The organism is Candidatus Rokuibacteriota bacterium, assembly GCA_016209385.1.
Taxonomy (GTDB): Bacteria; Methylomirabilota; Methylomirabilia; order Rokubacteriales; family CSP1-6; genus JACQWB01.
Genome location: JACQWB010000255.1, coordinates 1 through 17,019, shown reverse-complemented (window position 1 = coordinate 17,019; position 17,019 = coordinate 1). Strand labels below are relative to the sequence as shown.

Below are 17,019 nucleotides of genomic sequence, written 5' to 3'. Positions count from 1 at the left end.
GTCCCCCACCATGGCCACGCGCTTCCCCTGCCGCTGAAGCGTGCGCACCCGCTCCGCCTTCTCGTGGGGGAGCACTTGGGCGAGTACGTCTCGGATCCCCACCTGCTCCGCCACCGCGCGCGCTGTCCGCGCGTTATCCCCGGTGATCATGACGGGCTCGATCCCCCCGGCCCGAAGCCGCGCGATCGCCTCCCGCGCATCGTCCTTCACGGTGTCGGCCAGGGCGATGAGCCCGGCCACCGCCCCTTCTACCGCCACGGCGATCACGGTCTGGGCGCCGGCCTCGTGCTCTTCGGCCACCGGAATGAGCGCACGGGTCTCGATTCCTGACTCGGAGAGAAAACGGAGGGTGCCGACCAGCACCGGCCTGCCCATCACGGTGGCGCGCACCCCGCTTCCGGGGACGGCTTCGAAGCTCCCCGCGCGGTCGAGCCGAAGGCCCTTCGCCTTTGCGGCGGTGACGATCGCCTGGCCGAGGGGATGCTCGGAGACCTCCTCGGCCGACGCGGCCAGGGCCAGAAGGCGCTCCGCGTCCCATCCTTCGGCGTGAATCACCTCCACCACCCTCGGCTCGCCATGGGTGATCGTGCCGGTCTTGTCCAGGACGACAATCGAGACGTCCTTGAAGGCCTGGAATGAGGCCGCGCTCCGCATCAGGATTCCCTGGCGGGCCGCTTCTCCACCCCCCCGGATCATCGCGAGCGGGGTGGCCATACCGAGGGCGCAGGGGTACCCCATCACGAGCACCGCCAGGGCCGCCAACCCGGCCCGGTCCCAATCCGGCGCCCCGAAGAAGAGCGAGGCCCCCAGCGTCCAGAACACAAAAGCGGCCACTCCCACCGTCAGGACTCCCGGCACGAAGTACGTGAGGATACGGTCGAGAAGGAGCAGGATGCCGGGCTTGAGTGCTCGCGCCTCCTGGATGTGACGGGCCACCTGCTGGAGAAAGCTCTCCTCGCCGACCCGGCTCACGCGGACGAGGAGCGCGCCGTGCTGGTTCACCGAGCCCCCGATGATCTCGTCTCCGGGCAGCTTCTCCCGCGGGATCGGCTCCCCTGTTACCAGGCTCTCGTCGACCGCTGACGCCCCTTCGACCACGGTTCCGTCCACGGGGATCTGCTCGCCGGGCCGGACCCTGACCAGATCGCCCTTCCCCACCTCTTCGATCGGCACCTCCACCTCGCTCCCATCCCTCACCACCCGGGCCGTGGGAGGCTGAAGCGAAAGAAGCTTCTTCACCGCTTGCGAGGCGCGCGTCCTGACCAAAAGCGAGGCGTAACCACCCAGGATGTGGTAGGCGGTGACTAACACGGCCACGCCGAAGAAGTCGGGGCTCGGGAAAACGGGGTTCACGAGCCCGATTGCCCCGCCGAGGAGCCCACCGAAGGCCGCGATCTCCATGAGAACGTGCTGATTCAGGATGCGCCGCCGGGCAGAGGCCCAGGCCATCTTAAGGATGTACAGGCCGGGGCCAAAGACTGTCACTAGCGCTAGCCCCGCCATAACCCAATGGACCCAGGGATGATGACGGCCAACCCACATCAGGAACATGAAGAGGAAAGCGACCCATGCTGAAGCGCCCGCGATGGTCAGGCGGTCGCGCTCTGTCTGAAGCTCCGCCTCCTCTTCCTCGAAGGTCCTGACCTTCTTCGGGTCTCTCACCGTGTAGCCCAGGCTCCGAAGCGTGTCAGCGAGCGTGGTGGCGCTCACCTGTTGCGGGTCGTACGCGATCAGCGCCTCCTCATGGGCCAGGCTCACGTTGACCTCTGACACCCCGTCCATCCGGCCGAGCCCCTTCTTGATCGTCTCGGTGCAGAAGGAGCAGGCCATCCCGCCGATCTTGAGCTGAAGCTTCTGCTGTGACACCGTCACACCCTCCGTGATTTCTTCCCGCTTGAGCCCTCCGATAGTTCGATATGAGGGCACACCGCCGCGTTCCTCATGGGCCGCCGTCCCCACGCCGCCAAACTCTGGCGAATCCGGCGGCGGAGCACCATGAGGTCGTTCAGCTTTCGGTCCAGCTCAGCCGCCTTGTCTCGCAACAGCTGATAGACATGCCCGCACGGAGGCCGGCCGCCCTGCCGGATCCCCACGATCTCTTTGATCTCGGCCAGCGTGAGGCCCAGCCCCTGCGCCTGCTTGATGAACCGGAGCATGTCCACGGCGTCGCTGGCATAGAGGCGGTAGCCGTTCGGGCCCCGCGCCGGCGGCGGCAGGACCCCTGCGGCTTCGTAGAACCGAATCGCCTTGGCGCTCACTCCGCATCGCCCGGCCAGGTCGCCGATCTTGAGCCCAGCACTTCGCATAGCGCCCTCCTGAGCTGCAAGCTTAAACCTTCCAGCATAGGGGAAGGTCAAGCGAAAAATTCCGCGGCCCCGGGAGCCTCGTGAACCCCGCCTTCCTACCCCATCCCTCAGGCCCTCGCAACCGGCTCGAACTCCGCAGCGAGGCTGGAGCGGCCAGATCCTGCCTCAGCATTAATTTCCCCCTGACCCTCCCCTACGGGGCAGGCCCGCCCGAGAGCCGGGCCACGAGGTCCAGGATCCGCGGCGACAGATTCACAGGAAGCCCGTCCTTTCCTTCGAAAACGCGCCCTGAAGCGGTGACACGGTGACAGGCCAGTCCTGATGCGGGTTGTCACCGCTTCTGCATCCGATGACGTCACCACTTGCACGATGCGGTGACACGCCAGTATCCATGCGGGTTGTCACCGTGTCACCGGATTGGGGGCTGATAGGGGAAGGTCAAGCGAAAAAATCACCCGGCACCGCCCCCGGGCCCGCCGATGGCAGTCGTCAGGCGGTGGCGACCGCTGCGAGTCTCTTCTCCTCGCGTCGAAAGAAGATCCAGAATAAGCCCGTGGAGATGAAGTAGAGGGCAGCCATGACCCCAAAGGGGGTATGGTAGTCGCCTGCCGCCATCATCCGGGAGCCGAGGTAGCTCGCCAGGGCGCCGGCGATGCCGGAGCCCATCATCTGTAGCCCGGTGGCCGTGCCGCGCTCGGTCTGATCAAGGAGTTCCATGCTGAATGCCGAGGCAACTGGGGCGGCGATGTTCATGAGCCCGACCCGAAGCACATAGGCCACGCCGGCGATGGAGAGGGCTGGGGCCAGGAAAGGGCCGATGTCCTGAGCGAAGGCGATGATAAGGATAAAGGGAACCGAGGCGAGCCGGCTCAGCACGATGGCGGGGACCTTCCCCAGGCGCTCGTGCACAAATGGAGCAAGCAAGGTGGCCAGCGCCAGGAACGCCGAACCTGAGGCAAAGGTCAGGCCGATCTGGTGCTCCTGCGCGTGCAGCCCCTCGTGGAAGAATACGTTGAACAGCGGCACCACGAAACCCGCTCCGAAGCTCAACACCGTCCCACAGGTGACGAGCTTGGCGATGAGGACCGGATTGTGGATCTGGTCCAGGCCGAGGATCCAGGCCCTCGCTCGACTCTGATTGGGCACGGCAGGCTCTCCGGCAAGGTCTCCGGGATGTTGCCGGAGCATCCAGGCTGGGATCAGGGAGAGAAACCAGAGGACGATGCCGAGCGAGGCAGCCCAGCGATAGGCCGCGACTTTCCCTAGGGCGGGGGTCATCCAGAGGGGGATGAGCCCGGCGAGGAGGCTTCCCGCCGTGGCCGCGCCGGTCGAGAGGGCGCTTCCGACACTGAAGAGATGGACTCGTTCTCGAGGCGCGCTGTTCTCGGCCATGAAGGCTGACTCGGACACCGCGTGGAGGGCGCCAAACACGGCCCCGATCACGGGGGTCACGAGGAGCACGGTGCGATCCGTGGTCGTGATGTTGACCAGCGCCACCGCAGCCCCGCCACCGTCTCCGATAAGAAAGCTCCACTTGCGACCGATTCGATCAGAGATGACTCCCGCCGGCAGGGAAGCGATCGAGGAGGCGATCCCACCGATGAGGATCCGGAGGCCGATGAACTCGATGCCGAACCCCACGGCCAGGAGGTAGAGGTTAAACAGAACCTCCCAGGTCCCGAGGATGAGATCCATGCCAACGATGTGGGCGAGATAGAGGCGGGCGTTCCGGCTGAACAGCCGGATCGCTTCCAGGTAGCCCCTGAGGCCACTGAGCTGAGTGACCTCCCCGCGACGCGTAGAGGGCATCGAAACACCTGGCCTTTACTCTGATCTGCCTACCTTAGCACGAGAAGAAACCCCTTGAACCTCCAGTAGCTGGAAGTCCTATGATCCCGCTAGCGGGCGGGGTCTGGATCGAAGTCGAAGGGAAGGAGGTGGAGAGAAATGGCGGAGAAGAAGATCGCGGTCATCGAGCCTGAGACGACGGAAGAGGCGGGCCAGTGCTGCGAGCCCGAGTGCGGGCCGACGACGTGTGAGCCCGGCGCGGAGGCCGTCGAGACCAAGGTCGTGGAAGAGCCCAAGAAGGCCTCGTCCGGGTGTGGCCCTTCCTGCTCGTAAGTGTTGCTCGGGGTGAAAAGGGGGAGGGAGTTTCCTTCCCCTTTTCTGTCCCGGCCGTCAGGACGAATCGTTGCCTTGGCCAGGAGAACGGGAGAATCAACATGATGGTGAACACCCTCTTTCGCTGCGCCGCGATCGTGGTCGGGGGCCTCTGGCTCCTTGCCGGGGGCAAAGAGGTCGCCTCCGGCTTCCCCGGCGGGGGACCAGGGTTCGGGCTGCTTCCGGTGACGGATGCTACCCCGTCCTGTGCGGGCTGTCATGCGAACACCAAGGCCGAGTACATGCGCGATGTCCCTCCCGACGCTCCGCTGAACCCGACCAATCAGCTCATGAGCGAGAAGCACTACAAGAAGATCGAGCAGGGGGCTGACGCCTACAAGCTTCTCCCGTCCGCGGAGCGGGAGAAGCTCCTCAAGCAGGTCAAGCTGGTCGATCAGAACAGCGCGCTCTCCCTGAAGGCCCCAAGGGAGGTCGCTCGAGGGAAACCGATCAAGGCGGAGATCAACGCCAAAGGCGGGATCGGGCCGGGAAGCAGCGTCATGCTGGTGGACACCAACCTGAGAATGCAGGCCCGTCCCGTCCAGGGCAACGGCTGGTTGATCGTCGGGCCGCCCGAGGTCATCGGCCCTGACGGTAAGCCCCAGACGTTCTGGGTGGACAAGCGCTTCACCGGCCTCGCCAAGAACGTCAACTTTGTGGTCGTGGGAGGCGGGGCTGACGTGGACAAGGGATCCTATCCCACCTGGAAGGTTACCTACACCCTCCAGGCCCCGGCCAAAGCTGGGAAGTACACCCTCGCTGCGGCCTTCCTCTACGGCACGGAGGAGCCGAACGAGCACAAAGAGAAGGGGAAATGGACGCTCCCACCGGGCGGAATCACGGGCCCATCGGGGCGGATCCTCTTCTCGGAGGTTGTGGAAGTCGAGGTAAAATAGCCGACGACGCGCCGAACGCGGGGTATCGGGAGCTGGTCCCGCGGCTGTTTCGCCGGCTCCTGTGGGCCGGGGGTGCGTCTTTGGCCGCCGGGATCGTGGGGTTCGCGGCCGGGGCCGCCATCACAGACCGGTTGGAGCAAGACAACCGCTTCTGCATCGCCTGTCATCGCCCTGAGAAACCCCTCCATGCGAAGGTCTACGAGACCTTCTTCCCCGTGGGCGGAACCCTTCGCACCCTGGCCGCGGCGCACAACGCGACGGCGCAAGTGAAATGCATCGACTGCCACATCGGAGCCCAGGTAAAGGACTACCTTGTCGTCAAGGCGATGGCCGCCTGGGATGCGGGCCGCTGGATCGCCGGCGCCTACACAGACCCGGAGAGGTTACGCTATCCTCTGGGGGATCGCACCTGTTTGAAGTGCCACCCTGACGGGGGGCAGAACCCTAAGCTGGCGAAGGCGTTTCACAATGCCCCGTATCACCGGGACCCCCGAAACGGCTGCTCGGACTGCCACCGCTCCCACCTGGAAGCGTCGGCCGAGACGAGGTTCCTTCAGACGGCGATAGCGAAACCCCTCTGCGACGGGTGTCACCAGGCGATCCTGGGCATTCCGGCGAGATAGCGAGATCGGAGGAGGGAGGATGTGATGCGAAACGGAAGTCTCAAAATCGGCGAAGCGGCCAAGCGCCTCGGCATGAATCCCCGGACGATCCGCTTCTACGAGTCCGCTGGCTTGCTCCCGCCCTCCAAACGCACCGCGCACGGCTACGCCTCCGCGGGTCACCGGCTTTTCAGTCCCGAAGACCTCGGCCGCCTCCAGTTCGTCAGACAGGCGCGCCTCCTTGACCTGTCCCTGGACCAGATCCGGGAGCTCGTGGAGGTCACCGACGAGGGCTGCTGTGGTGCAGCCCGGCCGCACCTGAAGACCCTGATCCGAGAGAAGCTCCCGGAGCTTCGTCGGCGCATTGCCGAACTCCGCCGGCTGGAGCGACACCTGGAGGTTCTCCAGAAGACGCTCCCCGACCAGGTTCCCAAGGCAGACAAATCGTGTGATGGCACGGTGGAGCGGTGCGTTCCACTGGCAGGCGCACCACTCCTTCAAATCAGCCCGCCACGGGCCCGTCGCCCTCGGATGAGGGAATGAGGAGAGAGTCATGGTGGCGTTTCTCGTGACTTTCAAGGTCCCAAAGGAGTCGGAGGCAGCGTTCATCGAAGACTACGAGCGGATTGCGACGCTCCTGAGCCGCCAGCCAGGCTTCATCCGGGCCCGATTACACCGGGGCCTTCATGACAAGTCCGTGTTCTTTAACTATGCGGAATGGCAATCGGAGGAGCACTTCCGGAGGGCCTACGCGGCGAAGGAGGTCGAGGAGATGCATCAGAGCCTCAAGGTCCTCCCGAGCATGCGGACGATGGACCTCCAGCGGTACGAGATCATCATCGAGAAGTGGCCCTCCTGAAACCAAGACCCGAGCCCCAAGGGCTACCCCCTAACGCGCCCGAAGCGGACGAAGCCACCAGATAAACTTTTCACTTGACTCTCCTCGTTAGGGGAGGGTTTATCGTGCGATCAGGAGAAACTGAGGTGAGTGGGGTGAAGATCGGACAGCCGGCCGAGCTGACAGGGGGAAGGCTATGAGGGCGATACACCGTCTTTGGGCCTCGGCTCTCGCCTTGATGCTCCTCACCGGCCCGTCGCAATCGAATGCCGCGGAGGCTAAGCAGAAAGCGAAGCTGACCATCGCGACCGGGATCGGCGTGCCCTTGATGATCGGCACAGGCATGGGGATGCTGATCAACAGGCTCATCCCCGAGGTGGAGGCGACGGTTCAGGACTTCGCCGACGAGCAGGAGATCGTGCGGCTCGTCAGCCAAGGCAAGGCGGGGCTCGGGCTCGTCCCTATCCCCGAGATTGCCAAGGCCTACCCGTTGCCGGGAGATCGGGAAAGGTCAGGGCTCCGCTTCCTGATGGGGGGCCATGCGGCCATCGTTGCGCATCTCTTCGTCCGGCAGGGTTCCCCCATCAACTCGGTCCACGGGCTAAAAGCAAAAAGGATCGCCCTTGATGAGGCGGGCGGCCCCGGAAAAGCGATGGCGGCAGCGATCCTTCAGGCGCACGGCCTTTCCCAGAAGGATCTCAAGGTCATCCATCTCCCCGTCAGGGAGCAGGTTGACGCCTTGAGGACAGCCCGGGTTGACGCAGCCTTCATGGTCGCCCCCCTCCCTTCCCCGCTCGTCTCGTCCCCCGGCCCGACGGGCATGACGAAGGCCGGCGACGTCAAGCTTCTGTCCATGAACGAAGCCGAGCTCCGAGCCCTCGTGACGGCGGTTCCCGCGTACAGCCGACACACAATCGAGGTGGGGACCTATCCCGGCCAGAAAGAAGAGGTGAGGACGATCGCGAGAAAGAACGCCCTCATCGCCCATGAGGGTCTCGACGATGCCCACGCCTATCGGATCGTCCAGGTGATCCTCGAATACCCGGCTGAGTTCCAGCAGGTCTGCCCGCTGGGCGTCGCCTACACCGCCAAAAACGCTCTGCCAGGGACCCCTCTCCTGTCCCTGCATCCCGGGGCGGAACGCTACTATCGCGAGAAGGGCATCCTGCTCGCCGGACAGGGAAGCGAATCCGCGTCCGATGGATACGACGTCTCGGGACTCATCGAGATCAGGCCGGCCGGGGGGAATGTCGTTGGCCCCGGGGCGGACCTTCTGCCCCACACGCTGGTCGAGCAGATCCAGAACGTTCCGCACGTCGCCAAGATCGAGGCGTACCTCTTCGTAGGGGTCGTGGACAAAGCCAAGGAGCGCCCCTTCTTCGTGATCGGGGGCAACCTCCCGGGCGCGACGTTCCGCGTCAACTGCCATAACGTCGACGCGGTGAAAGTCATCGACGGGCGCGGGCTCGGGGCTGAGGACGCCGGCCGGAAGGTCGCGGTGATCGGGACGCGCTATGCTGAAACCTACGCCCCGCCTGGGCGTCGGCAGATCCCGATCGGGGCTACGATTGACCTGGTCAAGCCGGGCATGGCGGCCGGGGCGTTACCCCTGCCGGGAGAGGCGAAGGTCCGGGTCGTGGGGATCTTTTCCAGCGCTTTCCCGCTGGGGGACAGCCAGGTGCTGCTTCCTTTGGATACGGCCCAGAGACTTTTCGGCTTGGAGGGGAAGGTCTCCAAGATCTTCGTCACGCTCGACGCCTCCGATGTCAGGGACCAGGTGGCCGAGACCCTCAGGGCTCGCCTGGGAGACGACGTGGACGTTGTCTACCCGCGAAGGGGCGGAATGCGATGAGAAGCGGGGCAGGAGGGCAACGCATGCGCGCGCTGCTCAAAGCGAGCCACATCTTGGCAAGCCCGGCCGCGGTAGTGGCAGTGGCGGCGACGCTCGGTATAGCCGGGTCAGTCGAAGCGGCGAGCCTTGTCGAAGTCAGAGCCAAGGGAGGTGACTCTCTGCCCGAAGGGGTCGTGGAGCAGGTGAAGGCGATCCCGCACGTCGTCAAGCTCGAACGCTACCTCTATGTGAAGGCCGAGCCGCACGACGTCATCGGGATCGAAGCGGGGGCGCCCCTTCGCATCGTCACAGAGGAAAGGAAGCTTCTCACCGCACACATCGAGGCAGGCCGGAGCTTCAAGGAGGGGGCCAAAAACGCCGCCATCATGGGGAAGGTCTACCGAGAGGACTACGGCTTTAAGGGAATGGGCATGGTCCACGCCCATCCGTTCGAAGTCGGGGCCTCCTTCTCCTTCCCGGGGTCAAAGGAGCGGATCCGGGTCATCGGCACGTTCACTGTAGATCCCGAGTCCCAGGCTAAGCGGGTGTTCCTGCCTCTTTCCACGGCCCAGAGACTCTTCGACAAGGCGGGAAAGTTGACCCACCTGTTTATCACTCTTGATAAAGCGGAGAACACCCCACAGGTGGTGGAGACCCTCACAAAAGCACTGGGTGAGGGTGCCGAGATTCTCCGCCGATGAAGATCGCCAGCATCGGGACGAGCGCAGGACTTTTCACTTGACTCTCCACCGTGGGGCGGGGTGTATCGTGAAGCAGGAGAGACTGAGGTGGGTGGGGTGAAGATCGGACAACTGGCAAGGCTGGCGGGGTGCACCGTCAAGGCCGTCCGCTTCTATGAGGCCCAAGGGCTGCTTCCGCGGGCGGCCCGGAGCCCCTCGGGCTACCGCCTCTACACAGAGCGGGACCTGAAGCGCCTCCAGTTCATCCAGCGCGCGAAGCTGATCGGGCTCCCCCTGGCCAAGATCAAGGAGCTGGTCTTCCACCTGAGCGAGGAGGAGTGCGCCTGCCCGACGGTCCGGCCTCATCTCGAGCAGTTGATCCGCGAGCAGCTCAAAGATGTCGGGGCGAAGCTCGACCAGCTGGCACTCCTTAAGGAAGAGCTTGAGGGGTTCCTGGCAAAGATGTGCCGTACAAGGCGGGCGCTCCCGGAGGAGCTCTGCGCGTGCGCGGAAACACCCGCGCCCGCCTCCGCCCCACTACTGAAAATCCGTGCGAAAGGAGGGCAGCGATGAGCAATACCGAGAGCTGGAAGAGCGTTGGCCTTCAGATCCTTCACGTCCACACCGAGGAATGTGGCGATGGGAGCTGCGGCTGTGGCTGTGCTGACATCCCCCTCGACACAGCGAAGACTCCCGAGAAGGCCGCAGACTCCCAGGAGTGCTGCACCCCGGTCTGCGGCCCTGAGACGTGCGGATAGCCGCCGCGCCGCGAGCAGTCAGCTCGAACCACTCCGTGACGACCCGGCGGTAAGCCCTCGCTGCTCCAGTCCGATCTGGGGCGGCGTTGGGGTCGGCCCAGGCTCCCCGCCCCAGAGCCGGACCACCAGGTTCAGGATCCGCGGCGCCAGACGCCGCTCCTTTCCGTCGAAAACGCGCCCTGAAACGGTGACACGGTGACAGGCCAGTACTGATGCGGGTTGTCACCGCTTCGGCATCCGGTGACGTCACCACTTGCGCGATCCGGTGACACGCCAGCATTCATGCGGGTTGTCACCGTGTCACCGGATTGAGGGCTGAAAGCAGAGGGAAGGTGCATGGCTCAGGCCTCCCGCGCCGCCTCAGCCGGAGCGCGGTACCGGGCCCGGAGGTCGGCCAGGGTTTCCTCTGAGAGCACGTAGCACCACCGCCGGCGCTCGCCCTCCCGACGCTGCTGGCGGAAGAGCCCGAGCGGGGTCAGGAGTCCGGCCAGGCGTCTGGGGCTCTTCAGCCAGTCCCACCCCGGACCGGCCTTGAGGGCGTCGAGCAGCTCGCTCGGGGTGAGCACCTCCCCGACCTCCTGGTGGACCTTCTCCAGGGCCTCCAGGAGCCGCGACGTCGTCCCTGCCTCTTGGTCGGCCTCGCGCAGGCTCTGGGACTTTACAAGCTCCGCGTCGGGACTACCACATCCTGTACGAGATTCTCCACGACAAGCAGTTTCTAGCAAGTGGCATAATTGTGGTAGTCTTGGCATCTGGGGAGGTGCGATGATGGTGCGGAAGGTCTCGGCAATGACGGTTCGCGACCGGCTGGGCCAGCTTCTTGAGGAGGTCTATTACAAGGGGGATGCCGTGATCATCGAGCGGGCCGGCCGGCCAATGGCCGTGCTGGTCCCGCCGGCTGAGTACGAGCGCCTCCGCGCGCGCCGGGCCGAACGCTTCCACGTCTACGAGCGCATCAAGGCGCGGACGAAGCGCATCCCCGCAGCGAAGCTCGATCGCGCGATTGAGGAAGGGGTGAGGGCGGCGCGGGGCGGGCGGTGATCCGCGCCGTCCTTGACACGAACCAGTATGTCGGTATGGCGATCAAGGCGGGCGGAACCGCCGACCGGCTGTTCACCGCGTGGCGCGACGAGCGATTCATCCTGCTCCTGTCGCCACCGATCCTCGAAGAGATCTTGCGGGTCCTCCACGCCCCTCGCCTTCAGCGTCTCATTCGCCTCACAACCGCCGACCTCAACGGGCTCATCGAGAGCGTCCTGTTCGACGCCGAGCTGACGCCGGGCCGCCTGACGCTCCACGTCGTCACGCGCGACCCGAGCGACAACATGTTCCTGGCCTGCGCCGTCGAAGGGCATGCAGACTATATTGTCTCGGGTGATCAGGACCTGTTGACCCTGGGGAGCTACGAGGGGATTCCCATCGTGACAGCCTCCGAGTTCCTTCGGGTTCTCGCGCGGGCGCGATGACGGCCGCCGTTTCCGAGGGAACCGGGTGGGCGGGATGGCGGCGAAGCCGCCAGGCCAAGAGCAGTTAGGGTATAGGGGCTTGAGCGACGGAGGGGCGCCCCATGGATGAGTCCAAAGTGAAAGCCTTGGCCGAGGAGATCATGGCGCTGCCCGATCCCGAACGGCAGCAGCTCGCCCAGGAGGCTCTGCCCGTGCTTCTGACGACGCACGCGGGGCTTGCCGGCATTGATCAGGCACTGCAGGCTCTCTCCGATGAGGAGTTGGACGTCCTGATCGAACGGGCTCGAAGCCGCGCGCGGGATGATCGGTGAAGCCCTCCGAGCGATCCGTCTCAGACAGCAGGCTGGTTCGCGGTGAGGGGACCTCTCTTTCCTGTTCCCGCCCCCTCCAAAGCGGTGACAAGTGGTGACACGGTGACAGGCCAGTATTGATGCGGCTTGTCACCGCTTCGGCATCTGGTGCCGTCACCACTTCCAGAAGTGGAGCGCGTTGTCACCGAAAGAAGTCGAGCAAGGGAGCGCTGGTCAAGGGTATCTCTGCGCCGGTATAACTCGAGTTATACTAGAGCGTATGAAGACGGCGATCTCCATTCCAGACCCGATCTTCGAGGCGGCTGACCGTTTGGCCCGGCGCCTCGGCCTTTCGCGCAGCGAGCTGTACGCAAAGGCCGTGTCGGCATACTTGGAGCGCTATCGGCAAGAAGGCATTACCGCGGCCCTCAACAGGGTCTACGGGTCCAACCCGGAGGAATCCCGGGTTGAGGCTGACGTTCTAGCCCTCCAGGAGGCCTCGGTACCCAGGGAACGCTGGTAGTGCGGCGAGGCGAGATCTGGTGGGGCAGTTTGCGTGAGCCAAGAAGTTCCGAGCCCGGGTATCGCCGGCCGTTGCTGCTGGTCCAGGCGGACACGTTCACTCGAAGTCGCATTCAGACTGTGCTCGCCGCGGTGATCACATCAAATGTCCGTCTCGCAGATGCCCCCGGCAATGTCCTGCTGCCGGCGAAGACCGCGGGCCTACCGCAAGACTCCGTTGTGAACGTCTCGCAGTTGGTGACCATCGACAAGAGGTTTCTTGCCGAGAGGGCCGGCAGGTTGACCCCCGAACAACTTCGCGCGGTGGAGGAGGGGCTGCGACTTGTGCTCTCGCGGTGAGGGCGTAGAACAGGCGCATGAGCCCGGCGGCGAGCGCTCACGGCGGATTTCGTAACCAGCGCTCTGCGAGCGCCCGCCGCAGACTATGCAGAGGTCGTTAGGCGGCCTTCAAGAAGCGCCCCACGATAGGCCGAGGGTTGGACCAACCGACATGTTCGAGAAACCGACGAAAGTCCTGATGGGCGACCTCCAGCGCTTCGTCTTCCGCCACAAGATCTTCGTCGAGGCGCGGGAGTTCGACGACGGTCTCATCTTCGTCCGCGAGCCGAAAGGCCGCGCCAAGAAGTTTGGGCCGCGCCGGAACTTCGAGGTCTCCCTTCGGCGCGAGAAACGGCGGGTCCACTTCTATACGGTGACGTGCGGGTCCGCTGACCAAGAGAAATCGGCGGTCTCGATTGACTTCCCGGAGAAGGCCCTCCTTCACGCCGCGGAAGCTGCGCTCGAGTACGAGGAGTGCGGCCGGAACGAGAAGCGCTATTCGGCCCACTACCCGAAAGACCCGGAAGCGGGCCGCGCCCTCTTTGGTTATGTCCGCTCCGAGGCGCGAATCCTTGAGAAGCTCCTCGGCGACGAGCTTTACCGCAAGCTCCTCCGGATTGTCCGTAGCCACCCGCGTAAGCCGCGGAGGGGGGCCACCTAAGGGCTGCAGCGGAGAGGACGCCCCGCTCCGGGGCGCGAGGCTGGAAGGCTCGGTGCTCCCCGGCCGGCGCGCAGGCCAAGAGTGTACCGACCGCATCGGGGGAGGCCATGCTGGTATCCCCCCGTAGCCCGCGGCGAGACACTCCGTCCGCTCGCCAGGGCTGGTGACTGCATCGTCAGGATCATCCACTCGCCCGACGACCATCTCTGAGCTTCGACCTGCGCCGGGTGGGCGTGGGGCACGCCGGGGAGAGAAGCGTAGGGCGAAGCGACAGTCAGGCACAATGTGCCCAAAAATCGACACAGGGCAAGGTGTACTCACGAGTAGACACGGGTTGCGCCGTCGGGGGGGTGTTCTAGGGCGTGGCCGGTCGCGAAAAGTTTCTTTGGACGCGAAGGGGATCAGCGCAGGGCGCGGCGTGATCCGCTGCTTACGGCACGGCGAGCGGAAAGTGATCATCCGCTGTGCCGGCGGCCCCGCGTCCACCTCGGTGAGGATCGCCGAGCGGCCGATAAGACACGATTACGTTAGCCATGCACTGGCTACGCACTTATTGGAGAAAAGAGCATAGAGCATAGGCGCGATAAAAAGCCCTCGACCGGCCCCGCGCCCGGGAGCATAGACAACGGCCCGTCCGACCCGGCGCACAACGTTCCCCGAGTGTCAGACCCCGATCTAGGCTAACCTGTGGGGATTCTACACTGGTGGGCATCATCATGTTCTTCAACGCCTGCCCAGTTATCATCAACATAGTCAGAGATACTTCCCTACGCAGAGCCACCGTTGATCTGGTTCTCCAGTTCGGTTAATCGGGCGATCAACTCCTCGAACTGCGGTGGCGGATGATCGAAAATCATCGGCGCCATTTTCGCATAGTCGGCGTCTAGGCCACTCAGCCGTTCTTCGCGCGGGACAAGTCGCAGAGAGCCTGGCTGCGCTTCTTCGTACTTAGCCCAAGCTGCAGAGAAGTACACCCTTTTGTGCTTGACCACGCGGCCTAGAAGGTCTAGTCGCGTCAACGCACGCCGGCCATACTCGGTGTCGGCGAGAAGCGCCAAGTCGTAGTAGTGGCGGGACAACCGTTCGTTAGTCGGCTTGTCAGGGGGGCGATGATTCTCAGCGTGCAGAAGCGTCGCCTTTTCCCAAAACGTCCGCTCGGCTACAAGAACTGTAACTTCACAAGCAGGAGCCTCGAAGATCTCCGGGAACTCTTCGGCGGCGTACGGTTTTATGCGACGCTGTTCCGTTGGCCATGGATCTCCGCGCGCTCCCAGTTCGAGCCGCACAACCGGATTGATGTATGTCAAACCGCCATGCGAGAGACTAGGTGGATAGCGGAAAACCACTGCCTGCGGGTCGGCGGCATCCTTTGCAAGCGCCCAGTTCTCACCGCCTGGCCCGAGTTGGGCTCCTATGACTTCGCTGAGCCGCGGCAGAAGGATGCTGTCGATGTGTTGTTGAACTGCTTGGTCCAGTTTTCCGATGAGTTGCTGTGTCTTCTTCTTGCTCGACGCGGACTCTGGATCGCGCTCGTCTCGATAGCCGAGATCTCCACGGTTGAATGACACGTCGATGTCTTCGGAGAAGCGGCGAATTGCACTGTACACCTTCGAAAGTGACGTACCGCCCTTGAATATCAGCGAGGGATTTGTGCCCGGTAGAGCGAAAATCCGCTTCAGCATCCAGCACACCCAGAAATCCTTTTCAAGGATGGCAGGAACTAGACCTCGCCGACCAGCGGCCTCGGTGAATAGATCGGCACGCTCGCTTGCCGGCAGACGGGCAATCGTGTCCACTGGATCAGGCAACTGGCGCCATAACCGGATGCACGATGCGGTCAAGCACTGGCTGCATCCAGCCCGGTGCAAGTACCGCCCCGCGCATCAGGCGCTGGCGATCCGGCGGGGACAATCGATTCGCTATCGTGTCGGCAACGCTTGGCCCTGCATCCTTTCCGAGGTAGCGCAGCGCTTGCACAACCATGCCTGCCGTGCTGCCAGCGGCAATGAGGTGCCCGGGTGAGGCGTGCCGCAGGGTTACGACGCTCCTCCCAATAGTTACTCGACGTGAAGGACCGTCGGTAAGATAGATCGCGTGCGCCGGAACCTGCGTCGAAAGACCAAGAGCGTTTGCGGCTTGAGCGCCCGCAACCTGAACAGTGCTACGCGTCTTCTTGGCAAGTGCGTGCGCCACCGCGTCAGGAGTTGGCGAGATTGGGCCCAACCGAGGGTTGATGCGCGGATAGTGGTAAAGACCTCGCGTGAGGCGTCGAATCGCACCGCTCCGTACCAAGCGAGAGAGCGCCTGATCGATTGTGGCACGACTGCCGAGATCGACGAAATCCGCCGGCGTGAACACAACGCCCCGTCCTCGGGCGCGCACGCGGCGCATGATCCTCTTAGGCACGGTCATAGTTAGCGGCGACTCCTTGATGTCAGAAAATAGTATTTATTTTTCTGACAGTCAAGAAGAAAGTTTTGAAATAATTTACGCTGTTATATCAATAGCTTAAGCCGCTACAAAGCCCGCCTAGACCGGCCCCGCTCCAGGAGCGGTCAGTTCAAACCGCTTGACGGCCTGGCGATAAGCCCTCTCCTCCGCTCCCGTCCGATTTGGAGCGGCGTCGGGGCCCGCCCAGGCTGCTGCGCGCCCGAGAGCCAGGCCACCAAGTCCAGGGTCCGCGGCGCCAGGTTATCCACAGGACACCCCTCTTTTCTGTCCCCCCGGGCCCCCGAAGCGTTGACACGTTGACAAGCCAGTATTCATGCGGGCTGTCAACGCTTCGACATCCGTTGACTGTCAACACTTGCAGAAGTGTTGACACGCCGCTCCTGGAGCGGGTTGTCAACGCGTCAACGGATTGAGGCCGTGGGAAGCAGGAAAGGAGCGCGTTTTAGGCCTCCTCGCGGTGGCTCACCCCCCAAGGGACACGGGATGGCCCCTGTCCCCGCCGGGATCAGCGCCGGGTCAGGAGGCGAGTTTTGCTCATACTGCTCGGCGGGGCTTTCTTACGCCCTCAAGACATCGCGAAGGAGCTCCCCGAAGATTTTGGCCCCGAGCTTGAAGGCCTCATCGAGCGTCGCCGCCGCTCCGAGAACATCGGGGTGGGCTTCCCTCCAGCCCCGTAGGTGGTCCTCGGACCGGAAGAAGTTCAGCGTGAGACAGATCGAGGTGCACGCTTTTCGCCGAACATCACCGCGCTCGCCCACCCAGACCATGATCCCGGCACCCCCGACCGGGCCATCCGGGCGGACGAAAATCTCCAGTGGTTCCCCGCAGTGGTGGCAGCGCGAGCGGATCGTCACGGGCTGGTCAACCATCGCCGGCACCCCGAGCGCGTCGATCGCACACACCGCGTACCGCTCGCGGCCGTCCCCAAAGACAAGCTGAAAGGCGGTGGGAGTGGCCGAAAAGGGGTAGGCCAGAATCACTTGCCCGTCCTGGGCCAAGATCAGATCCTTCTCATCCAGCCGGGCGATCGCCTTGTAAACCTCTGCAGGCTCGTGCGCTCGAAGAAGCCCGGAAACTTCTTCGGCCGTGACCGGGAGACCGGCGGCGATGAACCTCTCCAGGATGGCCCGAAGGACCGTCCGGGCCAGGGGATCGATCGCCTTTCGATCCTGCCACTTGGCGATGAACTCCGCGTCCAGCAGCTCCTCGGCGCGCTTGACTTCAAAGGATCCACTCATCC

The 17,019-nt window shown here is 64.1% G+C and carries 20 protein-coding genes; 14 read left to right on the top strand and 6 right to left on the bottom strand.

The features are described from left to right. The 3 genes from HY726_19060 to HY726_19050 form a co-directional block, all read right to left on the bottom strand. On the bottom strand, window positions 1-1,830 hold a 1,830-nt coding region (locus HY726_19060; GenBank protein ID MBI4611093.1), incomplete at its 3' end, for a heavy metal translocating P-type ATPase. 38 nt (window positions 1,831-1,868) lie between these two features. Further along, window positions 1,869-2,306 (bottom strand): heavy metal-responsive transcriptional regulator, encoded by a 438-nt coding sequence (locus HY726_19055; protein MBI4611092.1) that lies wholly within the window; start codon window positions 2,304-2,306, stop codon window positions 1,869-1,871. Between the two features lie 489 nt (window positions 2,307-2,795). Continuing rightward, window positions 2,796-4,115: an MFS transporter gene (locus HY726_19050; GenBank protein MBI4611091.1), complete on the bottom strand. Its 1,320-nt coding sequence runs from the start codon at window positions 4,113-4,115 to the stop codon at window positions 2,796-2,798. Window positions 4,116-4,253: 138 nt separating this feature from the next. On the opposite strand from HY726_19050, the gene HY726_19045 reads away from it, so the two are divergent. The 8 genes from HY726_19045 (at window position 4,254) to HY726_19010 (ending at window position 9,886) form a co-directional block, all read left to right on the top strand. Beyond that, entirely contained in the window at window positions 4,254-4,427 is a 174-nt protein-coding gene (locus tag HY726_19045; protein MBI4611090.1) for a hypothetical protein, read from the top strand. Window positions 4,428-4,528: 101 nt separating this feature from the next. Beyond that, on the top strand, window positions 4,529-5,362 hold the full coding sequence (locus HY726_19040) for a hypothetical protein (GenBank protein ID MBI4611089.1): 834 nt from the start codon (window positions 4,529-4,531) through the stop codon (window positions 5,360-5,362). Window positions 5,363-5,442: 80 nt separating this feature from the next. Further along, the gene (locus HY726_19035) at window positions 5,443-5,985 is read left to right on the top strand and encodes a NapC/NirT family cytochrome c (GenBank protein MBI4611088.1); all 543 of its coding nucleotides are present in this window, start codon (window positions 5,443-5,445) and stop codon (window positions 5,983-5,985) included. 24 nt (window positions 5,986-6,009) lie between these two features. Beyond that, on the top strand, window positions 6,010-6,507 hold the full coding sequence (locus HY726_19030; protein ID MBI4611087.1) for a MerR family transcriptional regulator: 498 nt from the start codon (window positions 6,010-6,012) through the stop codon (window positions 6,505-6,507). 10 nt (window positions 6,508-6,517) lie between these two features. Beyond that, on the top strand, window positions 6,518-6,823 hold the full coding sequence (locus tag HY726_19025) for an antibiotic biosynthesis monooxygenase (GenBank protein MBI4611086.1): 306 nt from the start codon (window positions 6,518-6,520) through the stop codon (window positions 6,821-6,823). Window positions 6,824-6,998: 175 nt separating this feature from the next. After that, window positions 6,999-8,654, top strand: coding sequence for a TAXI family TRAP transporter solute-binding subunit (locus HY726_19020; GenBank protein MBI4611085.1), 1,656 nt, complete (start codon window positions 6,999-7,001; stop codon window positions 8,652-8,654). 23 nt (window positions 8,655-8,677) lie between these two features. After that, window positions 8,678-9,334 carry a hypothetical protein gene (locus tag HY726_19015; GenBank protein MBI4611084.1) on the top strand — a complete coding sequence of 219 codons (657 nt, stop codon included), beginning with the start codon at window positions 8,678-8,680 and terminating at the stop codon, window positions 9,332-9,334. A 96-nt stretch (window positions 9,335-9,430) separates the two neighbouring features. Then, window positions 9,431-9,886 (top strand): MerR family transcriptional regulator, encoded by a 456-nt coding sequence (locus HY726_19010; protein MBI4611083.1) that lies wholly within the window; start codon window positions 9,431-9,433, stop codon window positions 9,884-9,886. Between the two features lie 526 nt (window positions 9,887-10,412). Here the strand turns inward: HY726_19010 and HY726_19005 are convergent. Beyond that, on the bottom strand, window positions 10,413-10,637 hold the full coding sequence (locus HY726_19005; protein MBI4611082.1) for a hypothetical protein: 225 nt from the start codon (window positions 10,635-10,637) through the stop codon (window positions 10,413-10,415). A gap of 199 nt (window positions 10,638-10,836) precedes the next feature. Between HY726_19005 and HY726_19000 the strand changes: the two genes are divergently transcribed. The 6 genes from HY726_19000 to HY726_18975 all read left to right on the top strand — a co-directional run bounded on the left by HY726_19000 (window position 10,837) and on the right by HY726_18975 (window position 13,328). Next, the gene (locus tag HY726_19000; protein MBI4611081.1) at window positions 10,837-11,112 is read left to right on the top strand and encodes a type II toxin-antitoxin system Phd/YefM family antitoxin; all 276 of its coding nucleotides are present in this window, start codon (window positions 10,837-10,839) and stop codon (window positions 11,110-11,112) included. A 35-nt stretch (window positions 11,113-11,147) separates the two neighbouring features. Then, window positions 11,148-11,537 (top strand): putative toxin-antitoxin system toxin component, PIN family, encoded by a 390-nt coding sequence (locus tag HY726_18995; protein MBI4611080.1) that lies wholly within the window; start codon window positions 11,148-11,150, stop codon window positions 11,535-11,537. A gap of 101 nt (window positions 11,538-11,638) precedes the next feature. Beyond that, a complete protein-coding gene (locus HY726_18990) occupies window positions 11,639-11,848 on the top strand; it encodes a hypothetical protein (GenBank protein ID MBI4611079.1) in 210 nt (69 codons plus the stop codon). Between the two features lie 259 nt (window positions 11,849-12,107). Then, window positions 12,108-12,350 carry a ribbon-helix-helix protein, CopG family gene (locus tag HY726_18985; GenBank protein MBI4611078.1) on the top strand — a complete coding sequence of 81 codons (243 nt, stop codon included), beginning with the start codon at window positions 12,108-12,110 and terminating at the stop codon, window positions 12,348-12,350. Continuing rightward, the gene (locus HY726_18980; GenBank protein MBI4611077.1) at window positions 12,344-12,688 is read left to right on the top strand and encodes a type II toxin-antitoxin system PemK/MazF family toxin; all 345 of its coding nucleotides are present in this window, start codon (window positions 12,344-12,346) and stop codon (window positions 12,686-12,688) included. The genes HY726_18985 and HY726_18980 overlap by 7 nt, the downstream gene beginning before the upstream one ends. A gap of 151 nt (window positions 12,689-12,839) precedes the next feature. Then, entirely contained in the window at window positions 12,840-13,328 is a 489-nt protein-coding gene (locus tag HY726_18975) for a hypothetical protein (protein MBI4611076.1), read from the top strand. Window positions 13,329-14,095: 767 nt separating this feature from the next. On the opposite strand, the gene HY726_18970 is transcribed toward HY726_18975, so the two are convergent. Then, complete coding sequence (locus HY726_18970; GenBank protein ID MBI4611075.1) at window positions 14,096-15,124, bottom strand: nucleotidyl transferase AbiEii/AbiGii toxin family protein; 1,029 nt, start codon at window positions 15,122-15,124, stop codon at window positions 14,096-14,098. Between the two features lie 1,212 nt (window positions 15,125-16,336). Beyond that, on the bottom strand, window positions 16,337-17,019 hold a 683-nt coding region (locus tag HY726_18965; protein ID MBI4611074.1), incomplete at its 5' end, for an alkylmercury lyase family protein.